The following is a 22,477-nucleotide window of genomic DNA, read 5'->3' on the forward strand; positions in this document are numbered from 1 at the left end:
GTGTGGGGCTGCGATTGCGCTCAAATTTTGCTTAGCCGCGCCCCATACTAGTATTATATACTCCAAACGATAATTCCCAAAAAAGTGGCATAAAAACTGCTTGTGTAAGGTATCGCTCTATGGGATGCCTCGCATGTTTTATTCGATCTTGATGCCAGCCTTGCTCAGTATGTCAGTTGGTTTTAGCTGGAGTACATTTACTTCGTTCTTTTCGTCACGCAGTAACGATGAAAATAGCGAACTGACATTGATTATGACGGCAAGCCCCGTTTGCATCACCGCAATGGCGCTTTCTGTCTCTGACTTTGGATTGCTTTGGAGCAGTGCCATTGTAACTATAGGGTGGATGGTTTCATCATCGATGAAACGTCTCTTCCGCCCCATGTTGATGCTCACGTTGTCAGCTTTTGCTTTAGTGGCTTATGTTCGTTTTGGTAGACCCATCGCCATCTGACACGAGATATACGACGCGGCAGTTTGGGGGCCACGATCCCTGCTGGGACCTATCCTCAACCTGAATGCGCATCGCTTCGCGCCGCCCAAATTGCAGTATTTCCGGCGCAATGCCTTTATCAAAAAAAACCACATCGGCGGTTTGCAATCCGCGTATTGCTTTCAGCGTCATTAGTTCCGGATCTATCGGGTTGACGGAAAAGACCTTTACGTCGCCCGCATCCAAGACCAGTTCTGAAGCAGTTGTCAGCAGTTCGACTTCTGTCTGGGCGGTGTGCTTTTCCGAAAAAGCTTTCTCCACGAAGATTTCCCAGAAGCGCCTGCGCGCCGCTGCCGTTGGTAAAAGTGATCCGATGCGGCTGCGGATTGTCTGCGCCAGTTCAGCCCAGTTTTGGAGTGAAGCTGGCAAAAGCACTTCAATTTTACTCCGGATCGTCTGCGCCAGAACAGGAGCTGCGCCATCCGTCGAAATGGCAACGATCACCGGCGACCGGTTGACGATGGAACCGAACTGGAACTGGCAATATCCTGGCTTGTCGATGACATTCACTGGAACGCCCATCGCTCCGCAGGCCGTATAAAATCGATCTGCTTCATAGCTATCATTACAGTCGGCGACAGCCATAGCAGCACCCTGCAAATCACTTTGCCGCCATGAACGGCCAATCAGCGATATGCGCGCTCCGATGTGAGCCGCTGGACGGCTGGCGAGTGCGCACATCATCTCATCAGGTTCCCTGGTAAAGACTTTGACATGCGCGCCACAGGCGGCCAGCAGTTCTGCCTTCCAGGCGGCTGCATCCGAACCACCCGAAACAACACAAAGCTTGCCTTCAAGTGCCCAGAAGACCGGAAGCTTTGCCAATGCTTCGATACGAGCTGGTGTTTCATTCAGCGGCGGTTGCGAGACACCCATCGATGATACCCCTGATTTCTGCGCGGCAGGAGCCGCAATTGGTTCCGGCATTGAGTTCCTTACCGATAGCTTCAACACTGTGGCAGCCGGAACGGATGGCAGCGGCGATCTGGTTGACGCCGACACCGAAGCAAGAGCAAACCGTGGCACCGGGATCCGGCTTGTCCACACCGGGGCGACCAGCAACGATAGCAAAGCGTTTGCGCAGATCGTCATGGGTGACTGTCAGTTGCTGGATGGCCCAATAGCGCGCGACAGCAACCGGTTGTGGCGCGATAAACAAAGCTGCGAGCAATCGGGAACCCGCAAAGAATGCGAGCCTTGTTTCGCCGGTCGCGGTGTCGGTATAGCCGATCGGATGAATATCTTCGGGGATGGCGAAGTGTACGTAACACCATTCCACCCAATCTCCGATCTCGGTAAGTGGCGCCAGTTCCAGCCGCCAGCCGCCGTCTGCGCGAGCCAGCGACCAGTAATCGCAGTCGATAGCGAAAGGCTTTGCGAGCGAAACGGCAAAGCCGTAGCAGGTCGCCGAAAACGGTCTTACAGTGACGGCCACATTCTTGGAGGCGGGCTGGCCTGAAACCGGATCGACCAATGGCGCGACGACCGCATCAATACGGGCGCGGGCGGAAAACTGGTCGTTCCAATGCATTGGGACAAAGACATTGCCGCGCGCCTGCCGCTCCGTTGCAAGTGCACGCACGATGGCTTTCCCGTGCGAGCTTTCGATTTCCACCAAGCTGGCGTTCTCGATGCCAAGCTCTATCGCATCGCGTGGATGAAGTTCGGCAAAAGGCTCGGCGATATGGGATGATAGCCGCGCGCTTTTGCCGGTTCGCGTCATCGTATGCCACTGATCGCGGATGCGACCCGTATTGAGTGTGAACGGAAAGGCGCTGCTTGTGCGAATTGTCTCCGGCACAGTGGTGGCGATGAAGCGCGCGCGCCGGTCCGGGTGGAAATAACCACCCTTCGCAAAAAAGCGAGATGCAGGCTCTGAGCTGTCGGATGCCTTCGGCCATTGAAAGGGCGTCATGGCATCGTAAGCGGCGAGGCCGATCTCTTCAAATGCGCCGATATCGAAATCGCGGCAGCCGTCGTTTTCAAAAGCGGACAGCGCCGCGTGCTCGGCGAAGATGGCCGCCGACCCGCTATAATTGAACGGAGCGGCATGGTTCATACGGCGCGCGACCTCAGCCAGTTGCCACCAGTCCGCCCGTGCTTCGCCCGGAGCGGTCAGAAATGCTCGCTGCCGGGAGATGCGGCGCTCGGAATTGGTAACGGTGCCGTCCTTCTCGCCCCAGCCGAGCGAGGGAAGCAGTACATGCGCATGACGCGTCGTATCGGTGTCCTGCATAATGTCTGAAACGACAACGAAGGGACAGGCGGCTATGGCTGCCTCGACCGCATCAGCGTCCGGCATGGACACAACCGGATTGGTGGCCATGACCCACAACGCCTTGATGCGCCCATCCGCCACCGCGCGGAACATGTCGACGGCTTTCAGACCCGGTTTGGTTGCGATGGTGGGCGAGGACCAGAAACGCTGGACGCGATCGCGGTCGTCGGCATTCTCGATAGCCATATGCGCGGCAAGCATATTGGCTAGACCGCCCACTTCCCTGCCACCCATGGCGTTTGGCTGGCCGGTCAATGAGAAAGGTCCCATTCCGGGGCGCCCGATCCGGCCCGTCGCCAGATGGCAATTGATGATGGCGTTGACCTTGTCGGTTCCAGATGACGACTGGTTAACACCCTGACTGTAGCAGGTTACGGTCTTGTCGGTGGTTTCGAACAGCCGGAAGAATTCATTGAATTCTGCCGACGAGAGCCCGGTGCGTTCGGTCAGCGTTTCGTGGTCCAGTGCGGTAGCCGTTTCCACAGCGACCGCAAAGCCGGATGTATATGCATCGACATAGCCCATGTTGAGCGCGGGGCTTTTCACGAGATGCGCGAGCAGCCCCATGAACAGGGCGACATCGCCATCGGGACGGATCGCCAGATGCAGATTGGCAATATCGCAGGTCATCGTCCGGCGCGGATCGATGACGACGACTTTCATCTGTGGGCGCGCCGCTTTCGCTGCGGCAAGCCGCTGGTAAATGACGGGATGGCACCAGGCGAGATTGGAGCCGGTCAGGACCACCAGATCCGCCAGTTCGATATCCTCATAGGTGCCGGGCACGGTATCGGACCCGAAGGCGCGACGATGCCCCGCCACGGATGAAGACATGCAAAGCCGCGAGTTGGTGTCGATATTCGCCGAGCCGATGAAGCCCTTCATCAGCTTGTTCGCGACGTAATAGTCTTCGGTCAGAAGTTGGCCTGAAACATAAAAGGCCACGGAATCCGGCCCATGTTCGGCGATTGCTTCCGAAAATTTTTGGGCGACGAGATCGAGCGCCTGATCCCAGTCCGCACGTTGCCCGTCAATCTCAGGAAAAAGCAGACGCCCATCAAGGTCGATCGTTTCCGCCAGAGCGGAACCTTTCGAACACAACCGCCCGAAATTGGCCGGGTGATCCGGGTCGCCGCGAACTGAAACGGAGCCGACTTCATCGACCCTGGCGATGACGCCGCAACCGACGCCGCAATAAGGGCAGGTGGTCTTTGTTTCAGTGGTCGTTGCCATGATCGTCGCCTTACCGGGCTGCATATCGAGCCCGCACAATTGGAGCGCGCTTTACCAGCTGTTGTAGGAAAGGAATTTGCCGCTCATGCGGATTTCAATGCGCTCGCCCTTCGGGTTGGGCACCTTGTCCACGCTCATCTCGAAATCGATAGCGCTCATGATGCCGTTGCCGCTCTTTTCCTGAATGAGTTCCTTCAGCGTTGGACCGTAGACCCCAACGATCTCGTAAAGCCGATAGATGCAGGGATCGGTCGGAACCGCGCGGTCCCATTCCTTGGTAGGATATTCCGCCAAAACCACGGCGGCCTCCTGCGGCAGGCCAAGATTGACCACCAGCTTTTCCGCCTTGTCGCGCGGCAGCGCGTTCATGCCAAGACAGGCCGAAGTGACAAACACCTCGCTCATGCCGATGTCGTCGGCAATCGATGCCCATGTCAGACCGGCCAGCCGTTTCTTTTCATAGATCATGTCGGTCACATCGCTTTTGCTAAGCATGTCGTCTCCTCTTATGTTCGATTGTCAGCGCCGGTTTGTTCAGAAACCAAGCGCGAGATAAATGGTGTTGCCTTCCTGCTTGACGGGGAACGTCTGCGTCGCACCTTCATCCGCGCCTTCAGCCTTGCCGGTCGCCAGATTGATGACCCAGTTATGCAGCGGGCAGGTCACACAACCGTCATGGACAATGCCCTGACTGAGCGGCCCGTTCTTGTGCGGGCAACGATCTTCAATGGCGAACAGACGGTCGTCGAACGTGCGAAAGACGGCAATCGTCGTCGGTCCGTTTTTCACGCAACGCGATCCTTGACGGGGAATGTCGTCCAGCGTGCCGATGGCAATCCAGTTTCTGATTATCTCGTTCATTCCGCAGCCTCCGCATTCAAAACAGCAATGGGTTTGAATTCGTGTTTGTCCTTGCCGGAAACACGTTCGGACCACGGATCGACCTGTGCGAACTTCTGCGAAAAGACGAAGCGGTCATAATAGGTCTGGCGCTTGTCAGTATCCTCCATGATCTGGCGGCGGATTTCATCGAGACCGATGCGCTTGGCCCATTTATAGATGCGCTCCAGATAACGGGCCTGCTCGCGATACATCTGCGTCAGCGCCACGATATGCTCCAGAGCTTCGTCTTCCGTCTTTACCAGCCCCAGAACCTCCGTGCCCTTGATGTCGAGACCGGCTGCTCCGGCGAAGTGAATCTCGAAACCGGAATCCACGCAAATAACGCCGATATCCTTGCAGGTCGCTTCCGCGCAGTTGCGCGGACAACCGGAAACAGCCAATTTCAGCTTGGCGGGGGTCCACGAACCCCACATGAATTTCTCGATGCGGATACCAAGACCGGTGGAATCCTGTGTGCCAAACCGGCACCAGTCAGAGCCAACACAGGTTTTCACCGTGCGCAACCCCTTGGCGTAGGCCTGACCGGAGATGAAACCCGCCTTGCCGAGATCAGACCACACCGCTGGCAATTGTTCCTTTTCAATCCCCAGCAAGTCGATGCGCTGGCCGCCCGTGACCTTGACCATTGGAATGGCGAACTTGTCCACCACATCGGCAATGGCACGCAGTTCGCTGGAATTTGTCACGCCGCCCCACATGCGAGGAACAACGGAATAGGTGCCGTTCTTCTGGATATTGGCGTGGACGCGCTCATTGATGAAACGCGACTGGTAGTCGTCGGCATATTCGTCCGGCCAGTCGCAGACGAGGTAATAATTGAGCGCCGGGCGGCATTTGGCGCAGCCGCAGGATGTCTTCCATTCCAGTTCCTGCAGGACGGCGGGAATGGTCTTCAGCTTCTTGGCCTTGATGAGCCTGCGCACATCGTCATGCCCAAGATCAGTGCAGCCACACATGGGCTGCACGGCCCTGGGATTGTAGCTGTCCCCGAGCGTCAACGCCATGAGCTGCTCGACCAGTCCCGTGCATGAGCCGCAGGACGCGGACGCCTTGGTATGCGCCCGCACGTCGTCGAGCGAGGTCAGGTCTTTGCCGGTTATCGTCGAGACAATTTTACTCTTGCAAACGCCGTTGCAGCCGCAGATTTCCGCATCATCCGGCAAGGCTGCAACGGCCACCATAGGGTCCAGGGGGGTCCCTCCCTGATAGGCCTGACCAAAGATCAGCGTATCGCGCATCGCCGAAATATCGGTCGCCTTTTTCTTCAGATCATTGAACCAGGCGCCATCCCCCGTTTCGCCATAGAGAACCGTACCGATGATCCGGTTTTCCTTGATCACAAGCCGCTTGTAGATACCCGCTGTTGCATCGCGCAGCACGATCTCCTCCCGGTCCGCGCCATCCGCAAAATCGCCGAGCGAGAACAGATCAATACCCGTCACCTTGAGTTTGGTCGGCGTGTCGGAATGGGTGAAGGCTGGCGTAGTGTCGCCTGCCAGATGCGAAGCCGCCACACGTGCCATTTCGTAAAGCGGGGCGACCAGCCCATAGACCATGCCGCCCACTTCCGCGCATTCCCCGAGCGCCAGAATATTGGCATCCGACGTTCGCATGCCCGCATCGACGACAATGCCGCGATTGACCTCCAGTCCGGCCTCTCGGGCGAGCCCGACATTGGGGCGGATGCCGACGGCCATCACGACCAGCGTGGCCGGTATGGTGGTTCCATCATCCAGCTCAACGCCTTCGACCTTGCCGCTACCGACAATGGCTTTCGTGTTCGCCTTGCAGATAACCTTGATGCCGCGCTCCTCGACCGCCCGTTGCAGCAGATAGCCTGCGGCGGGATCGAGTTGGCGTTCCATCAATGTTGGCATGACATGCAGCACCGTCACGTCCATGCCGCGCTGAGCCAGACCTGCCGCCGCTTCCAGCCCGAGCAGGCCGCCGCCGATGACGATGGCCTTCTCGCGCGATTGTGCGGCAATCAGCATCGCATCGACGTCATCCAGATCGCGGTAGCTGATGACACCGGGCAGGTCCTTGCCCGGAACCGGAATGATGAACGGAACCGAGCCAGTGGCAATGACCAGCTTGTCATAGCTTTCCGTAACACCATGATCCGATATCACAGTTTTGGCATCGCGGTCGATGGAGACGACCTTGTGGCCCTTATAGAGCGTGATGCCGTGCTTGATGTACCAGCCATCGCCATGGATGACGATTTGTTCATAGGTCTTCTCGCCGGAGAGAACCGGCGACAGCATGATGCGGTCGTAATTGACGCGCGGCTCGGCGTTGAAAATAGTGACTTCATACTGGCCCGGCGCGTGCTCAAACAAATGTTCCAGCATGCGGCCGGGCGCCATTCCGTTGCCGATGATAACGAGTTTCTGTCTGGTTTGGTCGGGCATTGAATTTACTCCGCAGCTTCCACGAAGCGGTGACGCTCGTAAAGGAACTTCAGAACAGCCTCGCGGCATTTCAGATAGGTGCGGTCGGAGGCCAGCTCGATGCGGTTGCGCGGGCGGGGGATGGCGACATCCAGAACCTCGCCAATTTTCGCCGCCGGGCCGTTGGTCATCATTACGATGCGGTCGGAGAGCAGCACCGCCTCATCCACATCATGAGTGATCATCACCATCGTGTTGCCGAGCCGGGCATGGATTTCCATCACTGCATCCTGAAGATGGGCACGGGTCAGCGCGTCGAGCGCGCCGAATGGTTCGTCGAGCAGCAGGATTTTCGGTTCCATAGCCAAGGCGCGGGCGATGCCGACGCGCTGCTTCATGCCGCCGGAAATTTCCGACGGGCGCTTGTCCTTGGCATGCGCCATCTGGACAAGATCGAGATTTGCCATCACCCAGTCATGCCGTTCGGCTTTGGTCTTTCTGGAGCGGAAAACCTTCGTCACGGCAAGGTTGATGTTTTCATAAACCGACAACCATGGCAGCAGTGAATGGTTCTGAAAAACCACCGCCCGTTCCGGTCCCGGCTCGTTGACTTCCTTGTTTTCAAGCAACACGGCGCCGGACGAAACCGGCGTCAGCCCGGCAATCAGGTTCAAAAGCGTGGATTTTCCGCAACCGGAGTGACCAATGATGGAAACGAACTCGCCCTTGTTGATCGAAAGATTGATGTCTTTCAGGACTTCCGAGCGTTCAAAATGCTTGTCGATATGGTCAAGCTTGAGATAGGCGTTCATATCTCTTCTCCTCAGCTTGCAGAAGTGCTGCGGGTGATGAGCCGCCCGAGGGCCGCAACCAGCTTGTCGAGCGCGAAACCGACAAGGCCGATATAGGCGAGAGCGACGATGATGTCGGACAGGCGTGACGAGTTCCACGCGTCCCAGATGAAGAAGCCGATGCCGACACCGCCGGTCAGCATTTCGGCAGCCACAATGGCGAGCCATGAGAGGCCGACACCGATCCGCAGACCCGTGAAGATGTAGGGCGCCGCCGATGGCAACATGATCTTGAAGAAGAACTCGAACTGGTTGAGCCGCAGCACCTTGGCGACGTTGCGATAATCCTGCGGAATATTGCGCACGCCAACTGCCGTGTTGATGATGATCGGCCAGATCGATGTGATGAAGATGACGAAAATCGCCGATGGGTTGGCGTTCTGGAAGGCGGCAAGCGACAATGGCAGCCAGGCCAGCGGCGGCACCGTGCGCAACACCTGAAAGATCGGATCGAGGCCCCGCATGGCCCAGACGGACTGACCGATGACTGCGCCGATCACGATACCTGCTATGGCCGCAAGACCGAAGCCATAGGCAACGCGTTCCAGCGAAACGAGTACGCGCCAGCCAAGCCCGATATCCTGCGAACCGTAATTGAAGAAGGGATAGGCGATCAGGTCGTAACTGTCCTCCCAAACCTTGGATGGCGCGGGCAGGGAAGCGTCGGGGGCCGCGCACAATATCTGCCAGACGCCGAGCAGCACGGCGAGCACCACCAGCGGTGGCAGAATGTTTCGCGCCGCGCCGCGTACGAGCGCGCCGATATCGAAAACGTGTTTGGGCTGTTTGGCCAGCCGGACGATATTCCCGGTGGCCTTTGTCGTCTTGGGCGTCAGCGGTGTAACGATGGTTTGATCTTTCAGCACGGCGGACATGCAACGCTCCTGTTCGAAGGTGGGAGAGGCGCGCTGTCGCGCGCCCAATTTGCTCAGGACGCAACCTTGATCGCGAGACTGTCGAGATAGGCGGAAGGGTTTTCAGGATCGAAGACCTTGCCGTCGAAGAATGTTTCCTTGCCGCGCGAGGTCGAAGCCGGAATATCGGCTGCCGCAACGCCTAAATCCTTGGCGGCTTCGCGCCAGATATCTTCACGGTTCACCTGATCGACCAATGCCTTGATATCGGTGTCCGGCGCAAACTTGCCCCAGCGAATATTCTCGGCAATGAACCAAGTGTCATGGCTCTTGAACGGATATGACGCCCCATTCGCCCAGAATTTCATTTGCAAGTCGGTGCCTTGCGCGACACGGCCATTACCATAATTGATATCGCCCTTGAGGCGGCCCAGCACGTCTTTCGGCGGTACGTTGAACCACTGGCGCTTGCCCAGTATCTCAGCCATTTCGGCCTTGTTATCCATGCTCTCGCACCATTGCTGCGCTTCCATCACAGCCATGAGCAGTGCCTTGGCGGCATTCGGATTTTTCTCGATCCAGTCGGCGCGCATGCCAAGTGCCTTTTCCGGGTGGTGCTTCCAGATTTCGCCCGTCGTCGCGGCTGTGAAGCCGATGCCCTGATTGACGAGTTGTTCGTTCCACGGCTCGCCGACGCAGAACAGGTCCATATTGCCGACCTTCATATTGGCGACCATTTGCGGCGGCGGCACCACGATGGTCGAAACATCCTTGTCGGGATCGATACCGCCAGCGGCGAGCCAATAGCGAATCCACAGATCATGCGTGCCGCCGGGGAAAGTCATTGCGGCCTTCACCTCCTTGCCCTCGGCTTTCTTCTTTTCGAAGGCGGCTTTCAGCTTCGATGAATCGAGCTGGACACCGGTGTCGGCATACTCCTTCGCAACCGAAATGGCCTGACTGTCGTAGTTCAGCCGCGCCAGCAGGGCCATCGGCACCGGCTGATTGTTTTGCGTCACCTTGCCTGCATGGATCAGATAGGGGAGCGGGGAGAGAATGTGCGCGCCATCAATGCCGTTCGATGCTCCGCCCAGCACAAGATTGTCACGCGTAGCGCCCCATGACGCCTGCTTGGCAACCTCGACATCCGGCAAGCCGTGCTTGTCGAACAGACCTTTTTCCTTGGCCACAATCAGCGGGGCTGCATCGGTCAGCGCGATGAAACCAAGCTTCGCGCCGCTGACTTCCGGCCCGCTGGCAGCCGCGAAAGCGCCGCCGGGAAGGGCCGACCGGATGGCGGTGAAGAGTGCCGCTGTGGCGCTGACTTTCAAAATGTTGCGCCGGGTGATCCCGGTCGTGGTTTCTGCCTTCTCATGCACTGTCATCAGCTGGCTTCCCCTATGCTGGCCTTGGTGACTGTTCGTTCCGCCGTCTCAAATCTGGGCGCAAAAAAACGCCGCCTGGAGATCGCATCCTCGAACCTTGCGTTCGTGGTGCAATTCCTTGCGACGTCGGTGTCGTGACAGGAGCGGTATGTGGCTCGCTTGTTGCTCCGGTCGCCGTTGACCGGTGCATAAATCTAACAAGCAAGGAACGTGCCAGACTTTTAAAATATTTGCAAGTAGTTGAAAAAACGAAGTTTAAAGGGATGAGAAAATAGACAGCCGTGGCTAGGCGTCAATATAGATCTGACTGTAATTTAGGCGATCATGACAAGATATGCGGCCCGGCGTGCAATCAATTTGGGCATCGCGGGTTAATCTCCTGCTGCGTGCGGATCGGCGAATGTCTCGCGGCGCACATCGAAACCGCGCACATAGTCATCGATATAAGCCGGATCGAAAACCCTGCCGTCCATAAAACGATCATCCGCATGTGTCCCCTCTACCGTGCCCGGTATGAAGGGTGAATGGGCGATCCCGAGCGCTGCACAGTAAAGATCTGGCCGGTAGGACTGGGTCACTTTTTCCCGCACCTCTTGCGATGCCGCTACCTGTCCCCAGCGCACCATCTGGCTATAAATCCACATCGCATCGTTGGGGCGGGGGCAATTGGCAAAACCGGCATGGAAGTCGAAATAATGTTCGATGACACGCTGGTTCCCGCGCGCATCGAGATTGAATGTCCCGGCAAGTACGTTGCGGATGATATGCTGCGGCACGCCGAGATAGCGCTCGTCTGCCAGAGTCTCGGCCAACGCATCATGGTTTTCGATGCTGTCGCACCAGCGTGCGGCCTTATCGAGGGCGACGATCAAACGAGCAACGGTCGCGGGGTGGGTCTCAGCCCATTCCGGGCGCATGCCGATGACTTTTTCAGGCGCGCTTGGCCAGATATCCTGTTTGGCAGCGACAATGCGCCCGGCGCCCCGTTCTGAGGCCACCATGTTCCATGGCGCTCCGACGCAGAAACCGTCGATAGCACCTGACGCCAGAGCGTCCGAGGTCAGTGGCGGCGGCACGACGACCAGTTTTACATCGCGGTCAGGATCAATGCCGCCTGCCGCCAGCCAGTAGCGAAACTCGTAATTATGCGACGAGAAAGGATAGGTCATTGCCAGCGTCAGGAGTGGTTCGCCGCGTGATTTCATGTCGCGCACGACGGACGCGAGCGCCCGCGCATTTTCCAGCGCATCAGCGGCTTCCGGTAGATCGGCGATTGTGCGCATCCGTTCATAAAGGCGCACTGACAGGGTGATGGCGTTGCCGCCGCGCCCTAGCGAGAACGGAGTTATCGTTGGCGATGGATTGGAGCCAAGTCCCAGCATGGATGCCACGGGCATGGGCGACAGCATATGCGCAATGTCGAACTGCCGGAACGCCAGCCGGTCGCGGACATTGGCCCAGGAGACATCCTTGACGAGATCAAGGTTCAAGCCTTCCGCTCGAGCAAAACCAAACTCTGCCGCTGCAATCAGCACGGAAGCGTCCACCAGAGGAATAAACCCGGCGCGCAGCGTCCTGATTTCCTTGCCTGCTATGCCTGCTGGCGCGGCAAGCCCACTTCCGGTCTTGGTCAATCTGGTCGGCATGTTCACTTGCATACTCCCGGAATATTTGCCCCGGTTCTGAAATCTAAAGCTATTTCATCAGCAGTCCGGCTGCGGTCACGATACTTTGCGCAATGTCGGACATTTTCTTCTTTTCATTCATCGCAGTCTGTCGCAGCAGAGCAAAAGCGTCTTCTTCGGACAGGCCGCGCATTTTCATGAGAATGCCTTTGGCGCGCTCCACCACCTTGCGCTCCTCCAGTGCCGACTTTGCATCCGCAAGCTCACGCTGTAAGCGACTGAACGCATTGAACCGGCTGACGGCCATATCGAGAATGGGCTTCACGCGTTCTTTCTTCAGCCCATCCACGATATAGGCGGAAACGCCCGCCTCCACCGCTGCCTCGATAGAGGCTGTGTCAGAACGGTCGACAAACATGGCGATCGGACGGCTTACGGTGCGGGTCAGCTGAAACAGATGCTCCATCATGTCGCGATTGGGGTTTTCTATGTCGATCACGATCACGTCGGGATTTAGCGTTTCAATCATACGCGCTATGCCGTGCATCTCGTTGATCACCACGACTTTGCCATGGCCTGCCTCGCGCAATCCTTCCTCAATAATCGAGGAGCGAATGGCGTTCTCATCGATAATGAGAATGGTCAGGTCCGGCTGCTTCATGCTGCATTGATGCCGTAGCGCCGTTGCATTGGCAATAGCTATTGGTCTATTAATTAATCAATTTTATAGCTGATTATTTTTTAATCAGGATTGATTGAATTAATTGCAGGTTTGCCAAAAGTGCAGCGATCGTTCACAAGACGCGGATCAATGGCAGCTGGAGTTTCTTCAGGAACTTCTGGCCAAGGCTAACGGAAATTATCATGCACGAAATCATCTGCCCGCATTGCAACAAGGCATTCAAAATCGATGAAGCTGGATATGCAGATATTCTAAAGCAGGTTCGAGACAGTGATTTCGAGAAGCAATTGCACGAGCGCCTGGAGTTAGCAGAGCAGGACAAGCGGAATGCTGTCGAGCTTGCGCAGGCCAAGGTTGCCAATGAACTGCACAAAGCCGCCGCAGCCAAGGATTCTGAAATCCAGGAACTGAAGACAAGGCTTGAATCCGGGGAAGTCGCGAAGAAGCTTGCCGTAGCCGAGGCTTTGGGTGCCATCGAGAAAGAACGTGATGCTCTTTTGCACGAGCTTGAAAGCATCAGGCGTGACAACGAGGCCACGTCTAAACTGGCCGAGGCAAAGCTTCTTTCTGAACTGCAGAAAGCGGCTTCCACCAAGAATGAAGAGATTCAGGATCTGAAAGCCAGACTCGATGCGGGCGAGATTTCTCAAAAACTTGCCGTCACCGAAGCTGTCAGCGCGATTGAGAAGGAGCGCGATGAACTGAAGAACGGGCTTGCCCGGGTGGCACTTGAAAAGCAACTTGCCGAGACAGCGCTCAAAGACAAATACGAAACGCAGCTCAAGGATCGCGACGAGGCAATCGAGCGTCTGCGGGATATGAAAGCGAAACTATCGACAAAAATGATCGGCGAGACGCTGGAACAGCACTGTGCAACCGAGTTCGACCGTATTCGTGCGACTGCTTTCCCTCGCGCATATTTTGAGAAGGATAATGACGCGAGCAGCGGTAGCAAGGGCGACTTTATCTTCCGCGATATGGACGATGCGGGCACTGAAATCGTTTCGATCATGTTTGAGATGAAGAATGAGAACGACGAGACCGCGACCAAGAAAAAGAACGAAGATTTTCTCAAAGAGCTTGACAAGGACCGGTGTGCGAAAGGTTGCGAATATGCGGTTCTGGTCTCGCTGCTCGAACCAGAAAGCGAACTCTACAACACCGGCATCATCGATGTGTCCCATCGTTATCCGAAAATGTACGTCGTCCGGCCGCAGTTCTTCATCCCAATCATCACGCTGTTGCGCAATGCAGCGATGAACTCGCTCAGATACAAGTCCGAACTGGCATTGGTGAGGGCGCAAAATGTCGATATCACAAATTTCGAAAGCCAGCTCGACGACTTCAAAGCTGCATTCGGGCGCAATTGGCGTTTGGCTTCTGACGGTTTTGAGGAAGCAGTCAAACGCATAGATGAAGCGATCAAGGATCTCGAGAAAACAAAAGAAGCGCTTCACAAGTCGGCCAATAATCTAAGACTGGCAAACGATAAGGCTGAGGACCTGACGGTCAAGCGGCTTACCCGCGGTAATCCGACAATGGCTGCCAAATTTGCCGAACTCCAGCAAGGATTGCCCGACGATGAATAGACATATCTGAAACCGCATAAACGCTCAGAGCGCATCGTGACAAATGATGAAGCTCCGGCATATAAGGGAGCGGGGGCTCTCGCGGAGCCAAATGGCGACCAGATCACAGAAAGAGCTTCGGCGATCCGGCGTGGCTTTGGGGGAAGGATAGCGCATGGTTTTCGGGGCAACACCGCTCGACGAGGCATTGAACGCTATTCTCGCACATCGGCTGGTTGTGGGTGGGAGGAGTTTCCCCAAAGGGCATGTTCTCAACGCGCATGATATCGAATTTCTCCGAAAGGAGGGACATGGCAGCGTGGTGTCGGCCCAACTGGAAGCAGGCGATGTTACGGAGAACGACGCTGCTGCCCAGATCGCATCTGCAATATCGGGAAAGGGCATTATTTGTTCTGCGGCCACGACCGGGCGGGTGAATTTTCTTGCAAGAGAAGCCGGTGTCTTCACCGTCAACCGGAAGCTTGTGGACGCGGTGAATTTTATCGATCCGTCGATAACACTGGCGACCTTGCGCGAGTTTGACCGCGTTCGTGCCGGGCAGGTGGTTGCGACAATTAAGATCATTCCCTATGCCGTCCCGGAGAGTTCCGTCGCAGCAGTGCTTGCGCTGTGTCGCGACAAGAATATGCTCGGCGTTGAACCCTTCAGCGGACGCACTGTCGGGCTTGTTCAGGGAACGGACACGGCTTTGAAAACAAGTGTTCTGGATAAAACCCGTCAAGTGCTTGAAGCGCGTTTGACGGTGAATCTTGGAGCCGTGGCGACAGAACTTCGGGTTGCCCATGCGGCGGAGCCGATGGCGTGCGCCATACAAGATGCAGCTGAGGTTTCCGACATTGTCGTTGTGTTCGGCGCATCGGCTGTTGCGGACAGGAACGATGTCCTCCCGACTGCCATTCGCGAGGCTGGGGGCACGGTTACTTATGTCGGGATGCCCGTGGATCCCGGCAATCTGCTGGTCCTTGGCGAAATCGACGGTAAGCCGGTGATCGGCGCTCCCGGCTGCGCCCGGAGCGTCAAGGAGAATGGGTTCGATTGGGTTCTCGACCGCTTGATGGCGGGGATGAGTGTCATGCCAAAGGACATTGCAGCGATGGGCGTCGGCGGTCTTTTGCTCGATAGCCCGGCGCGCATTGCGCCGCGCGATGGTAGAGCGAGCAGAAAACGCGATCTTGCGGTCATGATTGCTGTGCTGGCCGCCGGGCAATCCTCACGTATGGGCGGGGCGAACAAGCTTCTCGCCATTTTTGATGGCAAGCCGCTGGTGCGCCGGTCGGTTGAAAATGCGGTAGAAGCTGATCGTGGCCGGGTGATTGCCGTCACTGGTCATATGGCAGACGAAATTGCGGCTTCGCTTCGAGGGCTTGACGTCTCTATCGTGCACAATCCGGCTTATGCCCTTGGGCTTGCAAGTTCGATCAAAGCTGCCCTGGTCGCAGCACCGGCGGACTGCGACGGGCTGATGATCCATCTGGGAGACATGCCTGCGGTCAGCGCGCAGCACATTCGCATGATGATTGATCTTTTCCGCCAGCACAACGGAAACGCTGTCGTTCGCGCCGTTACCGACGAGGTTGAGCGCGGCAATCCCGTGATTGTACCGCGGCAGCTTTATGAAGCCATTTCCGTCCTGTCGGGCGATGTGGGTGCAAGGCATATCATTGAGGCGAGCGAACTCCCTATCGTTGATGTACCCATTGGCTCTGCTGCCAGAATTGACGTGGATACGAGAGAGGCTGTCGTGAATGCCGGTGGACGAATTGTCTGAACATAGTTTTGGTCTTGCCAAGGACCCGTTGGCTGTCGCGCTCCATTGGCGCCAGAATGGCAAAGGGGTTGCGATCGCCACCGTCATTGAAACGTGGGGATCAGCGCCACGTCCCACAGGCAGTCATCTGATCATCGACGAGATGGGTCATTTTGAAGGCTCGATTTCCGGTGGCTGTGTCGAAGGTGCAGTCATTGAAGAGGCTCTGGAAACGATTGCATCCGGCAAGTCAAAGCTGCTGGAGTTCGGTGTTGCCGATGAAACAGCATGGCGCGTGGGGCTGTCTTGTGGAGGCAAGATCAGCGTCTATGTGGAGAGGCTCGATTGATGCAAAGCTCTCTTCTTGCGGAACTGAATGACATACGCGCCAGACGTTTGCTCGCAGCGACATTGACCGATCTGGACAATGGACGCACTGAGCTTGTGCGGGATGCTGAGGATGTTTCTAGTGCGTTTCAACCGCACGTTCGACAAGCGTTTCAAACCGGTAAGCCGCTCTTTTTTGTGGCCGACAATCGACGGTATTTCATCAATATATATCGACCGGCATTGCGGTTGAAACTGGTGGGGGCAGTCCACATCGCCCAGCATCTTGCGCAGATGGCCATCATGACGGGTCTCGATGTGGAGGTCATCGACCCGCGGACAGCGTTTGCAACGCCGTTGCGGTTTCAGGAGGCTGCTCTTAAGGCAGCCTGGCCGGAGGAGGCGTTTCGCGACAGCCCGCTGGACCGGTATACTGCGGTTGCCACGCTTACGCATGATCCCAAAATTGACGAACTGGCTCTATCACTGGCAATGCAGGCGGATTGCTTTTACATTGGGGCATTGGGCAGTCGTCGAACCCATGCCCAACGCATGGAAAACCTGAAGAAACTCGGGCACGATACCACTGATCTGGCGAGGATCTCATCGCCCATAGGGCTGGATATCAAAGCCGCGACACCTGCCGAAATCGCGGTCGCCATATTGGCGGAGATCATTCAGAAATCAAACCAGGCAACGGACAGGTGAACATGACCGCAACAGCCCGTAGCATTCTGCCCGGAACCGCCGAAGGGCCAATCCTGGCGACAACCGAACCGCTCAGCTTTTGGGGTGGGATTGATCCTGCTTCGGGTAAAGTCATCGACGTGCACCATCCCCTCCACGGGCAGAGTATCAGAGGCGCTGCGCTGATGATGCCATCAACGCGCGGTTCCTGTACGGGTTCAGGCGTGCTGCTTGATCTGGCATTGAATGGCATGGCACCGGCTGCGCTGATTTTCTCCCAGACTGAGGATGTGGTGACTCTGGGGGCACTGATCGCCGACAAGATGTTCGACCATCCTCTACCCGTTTTGCGCCTGCCACCGGAGGACTGGGAGCGCTTACGAAAGGAGCCGGAGGTCAAGATCACGCCGACCAAGTTAACCGCTCCCGGCTTTACCCTGCCGCTCGTGGGGTCAAAGGAAACGAGGCTCGAACTTTCGGCAGCTGATCAAGCCATGATGGCGGGCGCAGATGGAGATGCCACCAAGCTCGCCATGGAAATTATCTGCGCGATGGCAGAAAACCAAGGTGCAGAACGCCTGATCGATGTTGCGCAGGCGCATATCGACGGCTGCATCTATGCAAGCCCGGCCAACTTGATCTTCGCCGAGAAGATGGCGGATATGGGTGCGCGGGTTCGCGTACCGACGACAATGAATGCCATTTCCGTTGATCGCGAACATTGGCAGGCGCAAGGTGTGCCTGCATCCTTTGGGGGGCCCGCCGCACGGCTTGCCGATGCCTATGTGCGGATGGGGTGTCAGAACACATTTACCTGCTCGCCCTACCTTTTGGACACGGCGCCGAAAATGGGGGAAACGATTGCATGGGCCGAAAGCAATGCAGTCATCTATGCAAACACTGTGCTTGGGGCCCGCACGGCGAAGCATCCCGATTTTCTTGATCTCTGCATTGCCATGACGGGACGCGCGCCACTGTCGGGCGTTTATCTTGATCAACGTCGATTTGCGCAGCGTATCATTCACGTGGATATACCCGAAGGGTTCGACGACGCTTTCTGGCCCTTGATTGGTTATCTCGCGGGCAAGGTTTCGCCGGATCGGATTCCACTCCTGAAAGGGCTCAGGGAAGCCAAGCCGACACCGGAAAATTTAAAAGCCATGTGTGCGGCCTTCGGTACGACTTCCGCTGCACCCATGCTGCATGTCGAAGGCGTTACACCGGAAGCGCATTTTGTTTCGCCCTCAGCCGATACCGCCTCCATCACAAGTCACGACATGGCGGACGGATGGAAGTCTCTGAACGATGGTCCAGATGCAGTGGAACTGGTAGCCGTCGGCAGCCCGCACGCTTCGCTTGAGGAATGCCGCGCTTTTGCAGACGCTCTACGAGACGGTAAAGCGGTCACAACCACCATTATCACCGCGGGGCGTCAGGTTATAGCTGTGGCGCGCGAAGATGGAACATTGCAAAGGCTGGAAGCCGCGGGCGTTCAGGTGATCCCGGATCTCTGTTGGTGTTCCATTTCCGAACCGGTTTTCCCGGTCGCGGCCAAAGCGCTGATGACCAACTCCGGAAAATACGCACATTATGGGCCGGGTCTGTCTGGCCGTGCGGTGCGTTTTGGTAGTCTTGCGAGCTGCGCAGAGGCCGCAAAGACAGGTCACGTAGCACATGGGTTACCAACTTGGCTTGAGGCATAAGGGTAGGGTGCATCCTTATGTTTTGGATTGTAGCAGCGGCTCATGACGATCAATGAGCGGCGAGGGCGATGCAAACTGCCAAAGCTTGTTGTAGTCCCCAATTTTGATGCTGGAAGACTGGGTTGTCACCCCATAGTCGGCAAGGCTGGCAAAGCTGCGTGACAAGTTTTCCGGTGTCATCCCGAGATAGGAAGCCAGAACTCGCTTTTCATATTGTAAGACCACAACATCATTGTTCTCGGCAGTGAGCGATTCCCTGATGATCCAATTGGCAAGGCGTTGCGCGCTGCTGCGCAGTTTGTGTGCCTTCAACTCCTTGACCAGCTTCCGGTAGGCTCTCGCCGTCTCAAACACGACGGCGCGCATAAACCCGTTATCTTCGTTCAATATACCGCGAACAAGACTGGATGGGACCATCAATATACGGGACGAGGTCAGAGTCTGGGCTGTCTGCAGGCAGATGTCGTCGTTCAAAACGGCGGCCAGTATGAAAACATCGGCCATGCGCAACACTTCAAGGACAGTTTCGCTCTCACCAGACTTTGCGGACATGACGACAAGTCCGTCCAGAACCACAAACAGGAAGTCAGCCGCTTCGTCCTCCTTGAGAAGAACTGTTCGTGCGGGGAAGGACTGAACGAAGCTCGGCCGAATAATTCGCTCGAAATTCACGTCCGCCATCTCTGCGAAGAGCGGAAGCTTTCTAAGTCTGTCGACATCGTCCTTATGCATAAAGCATACTCACTCGTTCAAGTTATCGGTATACCTGTTTGATAATTATCAATCATAAAAAGACAAAAAGTCAATCACTAGCCATAAATAATTCTTATGAAGACTTATTTCTTGTCATTGCGTTTTTTAATCTTGAAAAATCAAACAATTTTGATCTTAATCAATGTATTCATCAGACAGCAGGCGCATAAGTGCAAACGAAACCTGTAACGGTATTCAATTCGGAGTACGCCTATGCCAAACGTCGAGGGAGCTGCCCCCAAAGGGCAAACTACAGCTCTTGCTATGAGCACCATCGCGTTCACGACATGTTTTGCGGTTTGGACAATATTTGCAATCATTGGAATTCAGATACGTTCTGAACTCGGTTTGTCCGAAACACAGTTCGGTCTGCTTGTCGGTACACCAATACTCACCGGCTCTCTTATCCGCGTTATTCTGGGCATTTGGGCGGATCGCTATGGCGGTCGACTGATTTTCGCGCTGACCATGCTCATTTCGGCGCTTGCAACCTATCTCCTTACTTTCGCGACCAACTATCCGCAGATGCTGATCGCCGCGCTCGGTGTTGGCGTGGCGGGTGGCTCATTTTCGGTCGGTGTCGCCTATGTGTCGCGTTGGTATCCTCCTGATAAGCAGGGCGTTGCGCTCGGCATTTTCGGCGCCGGGAATGTCGGCTCCGCCGTTACGAAGTTTTTCGCACCCATCGTCATGGTTGCCTTCGGCTGGCATGCGGTTGCGGAAATCTGGGCGGCGGCTATGGTCGTCATGGCCTTGGTCTTCTATTTCACGACCAGCGATGATCCCGTTCTGGTCGAACGTCGCCGCACCGGTGAAAAGCCTGCCAGCACACTTATGGAGCTTGAGCCGCTCAAAAACATACAGGTCTGGCGTTTCTCGCTTTATTACTTCTTCGTCTTTGGCGCGTTCGTGGCGCTTGCCCTGTGGCTGCCGCAATATCTGATCCATGTTTATGGCGTCGATATCCGCGTGGCGGGCATGATCGCGGTCTTCTTCTCCGTTCCAGCCAGCCTTTTCCGAGCCTATGGCGGGCATCTGTCCGATGTCTATGGTGCGCGAAAAGTCATGTACTGGACGTTTCTTGTCTCACTCGTGGCAACGTTTGTCCTGTCTTACCCACCGACGGATTACGTTATTCAAAGCGATAAGGGGCCGCTCAGCTTCCATGCTGAAATGGGTATGGTCGGCTTTACGATCACCGTTTTTATCCTTGGCTTCTTCATGGCTTTGGGCAAAGCCGCTGTGTTCAAGCACATCCCGGTTTACTATCCGGGCAATGTCGGCTCTGTTGGTGGTCTGGTCGGCATGATCGGTGGGCTGGGTGGCTTTATCCTGCCCATTCTGTTCGGTGTGCTTCTGGACCTGACTGGCCTGTGGACGAGCTGCTTCATGCTGCTCTTCTTCATCGTCGCGGTTTCCCTTGTCTGGATGCATGTTTCGATCCGCCAGATGGAACACGCCGCACAAGGCACGACGACGGAAGAGCTTCCAGCCTTTGCCGAATTGCAGGGACTCAAGAAAGCCGAAATCAAACCAACCAGGAGCGACGCGGTTTTGACCGATTGGCGTCCCGACGATCCGGTCTTCTGGGAACAGAAAGGCAAGAAGATCGCCAAGCGCAATCTGTGGCTTTCCATTCCCGCACTGCTGTTGTCCTTCGCTATCTGGCAAGTCTGGTCTGTGGTGGTGGCAAAGCTGCCGCTGGTGGGCTACCAGTTCACGACCGACCAGTTGTTTTGGCTGGCGGCGCTCCCCGGCATTTCGGGTGCAACCTTCCGCATTTTCTATTCCTTCATGGTGCCGATCTTTGGTGGACGCCTCTGGACCACATTGACCACATGGTCGCTGGTTATCCCGGCAATCGGCATTGGTTATGCGGTGCAGAACCCGACCACACCGTACTTCGTGTTTCTGCTCCTGGCCCTGTTCTGTGGCTTCGGCGGCGGTAATTTTGCCTCCTCCATGTCGAATATCTCGTTCTTCTTCCCGAAGCATGAAAAGGGCAATGCAGCGGCGCTCAATGCGGGCCTCGGCAATCTCGGCGTTAGCGTGGTGCAGTTCGTGGTTCCGCTTGTCATCACCGCCGGTATCTTCGGCAAGCTCGGTGGCAACCCGGCCATGGTCGCCACCGAGGCGGGCAACGCGCCACTCTGGCTGCAAAATGCCGGGTTCATCTTTGTGCCATTCATCATCATCACGGCTTTCGCCAACTGGTTCGGCATGAACGATATCGCATCGGCCAAAGCATCCTTTGCCGATCAGGCTGTTATCTTCCGCCGCAAGCACAACTGGATTATGTGCTGGCTTTATACCGGTACATTTGGTTCGTTCATCGGCTATTCGGCTGGCTTCCCGCTTCTGACCAACATCCTGTTTCCAGAGGTCAATGCTCTGCACTATGCCTTCCTTGGACCGCTCGTTGGCGCGCTGTCGCGGTCGGGTTCAGGCTGGCTCGCCGATAAATACGGCGGCGGCCGCGTCACCATCTGGGCATTCGTGCTGATGATGATCGGTGTCGCGGGCGTGCTGTGGTTCGTCGGTGTCAAAGACCAGCCGAACGCTTTCTGGGGCTTCTTCGCTTCCTTCGTCCTGCTGTTCTTCGCCACGGGTATTGGCAACGCTTCCACCTTCCAGATGATCCCGGCGATCATGTCAAAGGAAATGGTCCGGCTCATGCCAAATGCCACGCCGGAAGAACGTCGCCATGAGGCCGAAAAGGAATCTGCGGCCATCACGGGCTTCACCTCCGCCATTGCAGCATTCGGCGCCTTCTTCATTCCAAAAGGCTACGGCACCTCGATCAGCATGACCGGCGGACCGGAAGCGGCACTGTGGGCGTTCCTGATTTTCTACGTGACCTGCCTCCTGATCACCTGGGGCGTCTACACCCGAAAAGGCGGACTGCTCTACGACGTTGAGCATGGCCGCAAGCCAGCGCCTGCCGTGGCCTAACGATATAATGTGAGGATAAAAT

At 56.4% G+C, this 22,477-nt stretch carries 18 protein-coding genes; 7 read left to right on the forward strand and 11 right to left on the reverse strand.

From position 1 onward, the window contains the following. The first annotated feature begins 133 nt into the window (after positions 1-133). Entirely contained in the window at positions 134-454 is a 321-nt protein-coding gene (locus ABWW11_RS11520) for a hypothetical protein (protein ID WP_146200157.1), read from the forward strand. On the opposite strand, the gene ABWW11_RS11525 is transcribed toward ABWW11_RS11520, so the two are convergent. The 10 genes from ABWW11_RS11525 to ABWW11_RS11570 form a co-directional block, all read right to left on the reverse strand. Next, complete coding sequence (locus ABWW11_RS11525; protein WP_109366108.1) at positions 413-1,420, reverse strand: NAD(P)-dependent oxidoreductase; 1,008 nt, start codon at positions 1,418-1,420, stop codon at positions 413-415. The two genes, ABWW11_RS11520 and ABWW11_RS11525, sit on opposite strands and share 42 nt — an antisense overlap. Beyond that, positions 1,341-4,004 (reverse strand): nitrate reductase, encoded by a 2,664-nt coding sequence (locus tag ABWW11_RS11530; RefSeq protein WP_319080254.1) that lies wholly within the window; start codon positions 4,002-4,004, stop codon positions 1,341-1,343. The genes ABWW11_RS11525 and ABWW11_RS11530 overlap by 80 nt, the downstream gene beginning before the upstream one ends. A gap of 51 nt (positions 4,005-4,055) precedes the next feature. Continuing rightward, a complete protein-coding gene (gene cynS / locus ABWW11_RS11535) occupies positions 4,056-4,499 on the reverse strand; it encodes a cyanase (RefSeq protein ID WP_109366107.1) in 444 nt (147 codons plus the stop codon). Positions 4,500-4,538: 39 nt separating this feature from the next. Then, on the reverse strand, positions 4,539-4,865 hold the full coding sequence (gene nirD / locus ABWW11_RS11540) for a nitrite reductase small subunit NirD (RefSeq protein ID WP_109366106.1): 327 nt from the start codon (positions 4,863-4,865) through the stop codon (positions 4,539-4,541). Beyond that, entirely contained in the window at positions 4,862-7,321 is a 2,460-nt protein-coding gene (gene nirB / locus ABWW11_RS11545) for a nitrite reductase large subunit NirB (RefSeq protein WP_319080253.1), read from the reverse strand. Before nirB ends, nirD begins: the two co-directional genes overlap by 4 nt. A gap of 5 nt (positions 7,322-7,326) precedes the next feature. Beyond that, positions 7,327-8,112 (reverse strand): ABC transporter ATP-binding protein, encoded by a 786-nt coding sequence (locus ABWW11_RS11550; RefSeq protein ID WP_109366104.1) that lies wholly within the window; start codon positions 8,110-8,112, stop codon positions 7,327-7,329. An 11-nt stretch (positions 8,113-8,123) separates the two neighbouring features. Then, positions 8,124-9,026: a nitrate ABC transporter permease gene (gene ntrB / locus ABWW11_RS11555; protein WP_319080252.1), complete on the reverse strand. Its 903-nt coding sequence runs from the start codon at positions 9,024-9,026 to the stop codon at positions 8,124-8,126. 53 nt (positions 9,027-9,079) lie between these two features. After that, positions 9,080-10,390 (reverse strand): CmpA/NrtA family ABC transporter substrate-binding protein, encoded by a 1,311-nt coding sequence (locus tag ABWW11_RS11560; RefSeq protein ID WP_109366102.1) that lies wholly within the window; start codon positions 10,388-10,390, stop codon positions 9,080-9,082. A 371-nt stretch (positions 10,391-10,761) separates the two neighbouring features. Next, entirely contained in the window at positions 10,762-12,036 is a 1,275-nt protein-coding gene (locus ABWW11_RS11565; RefSeq protein ID WP_109366437.1) for a CmpA/NrtA family ABC transporter substrate-binding protein, read from the reverse strand. A 49-nt stretch (positions 12,037-12,085) separates the two neighbouring features. Next, complete coding sequence (locus tag ABWW11_RS11570; protein WP_021585884.1) at positions 12,086-12,676, reverse strand: ANTAR domain-containing response regulator; 591 nt, start codon at positions 12,674-12,676, stop codon at positions 12,086-12,088. A gap of 203 nt (positions 12,677-12,879) precedes the next feature. On the opposite strand from ABWW11_RS11570, the gene ABWW11_RS11575 reads away from it, so the two are divergent. The 5 genes from ABWW11_RS11575 to lhpI all read left to right on the forward strand — a co-directional run bounded on the left by ABWW11_RS11575 (position 12,880) and on the right by lhpI (position 18,750). Then, positions 12,880-14,286: a DUF2130 domain-containing protein gene (locus ABWW11_RS11575; RefSeq protein WP_109366101.1), complete on the forward strand. Its 1,407-nt coding sequence runs from the start codon at positions 12,880-12,882 to the stop codon at positions 14,284-14,286. Between the two features lie 154 nt (positions 14,287-14,440). Continuing rightward, positions 14,441-16,054 (forward strand): NTP transferase domain-containing protein, encoded by a 1,614-nt coding sequence (locus tag ABWW11_RS11580; RefSeq protein ID WP_319080251.1) that lies wholly within the window; start codon positions 14,441-14,443, stop codon positions 16,052-16,054. Continuing rightward, positions 16,047-16,382 (forward strand): XdhC family protein, encoded by a 336-nt coding sequence (locus ABWW11_RS11585; protein ID WP_109366436.1) that lies wholly within the window; start codon positions 16,047-16,049, stop codon positions 16,380-16,382. Before ABWW11_RS11580 ends, ABWW11_RS11585 begins: the two co-directional genes overlap by 8 nt. Next, positions 16,382-17,068, forward strand: coding sequence for an XdhC family protein (locus ABWW11_RS11590; RefSeq protein ID WP_109366099.1), 687 nt, complete (start codon positions 16,382-16,384; stop codon positions 17,066-17,068). Before ABWW11_RS11585 ends, ABWW11_RS11590 begins: the two co-directional genes overlap by 1 nt. A 2-nt stretch (positions 17,069-17,070) precedes the next feature. Further along, entirely contained in the window at positions 17,071-18,750 is a 1,680-nt protein-coding gene (lhpI, locus tag ABWW11_RS11595) for a cis-3-hydroxy-L-proline dehydratase (protein WP_109366098.1), read from the forward strand. Positions 18,751-18,765: 15 nt separating this feature from the next. Here the strand turns inward: lhpI and ABWW11_RS11600 are convergent, their stop codons facing one another. Beyond that, entirely contained in the window at positions 18,766-19,482 is a 717-nt protein-coding gene (locus ABWW11_RS11600; RefSeq protein ID WP_319080250.1) for a cyclic nucleotide-binding domain-containing protein, read from the reverse strand. Positions 19,483-19,716: 234 nt separating this feature from the next. On the opposite strand from ABWW11_RS11600, the gene ABWW11_RS11605 reads away from it, so the two are divergent. Continuing rightward, positions 19,717-22,455 carry a nitrate/nitrite transporter gene (locus tag ABWW11_RS11605; RefSeq protein WP_109366096.1) on the forward strand — a complete coding sequence of 913 codons (2,739 nt, stop codon included), beginning with the start codon at positions 19,717-19,719 and terminating at the stop codon, positions 22,453-22,455. Positions 22,456-22,477: the final 22 nt, after the last annotated feature.

Origin of the sequence: Brucella sp. NBRC 113783, from assembly GCF_040372265.1 — a bacterium.
In the GTDB taxonomy this organism is placed as follows: domain Bacteria; phylum Pseudomonadota; class Alphaproteobacteria; order Rhizobiales; family Rhizobiaceae; genus Brucella; species Brucella teleogrylli.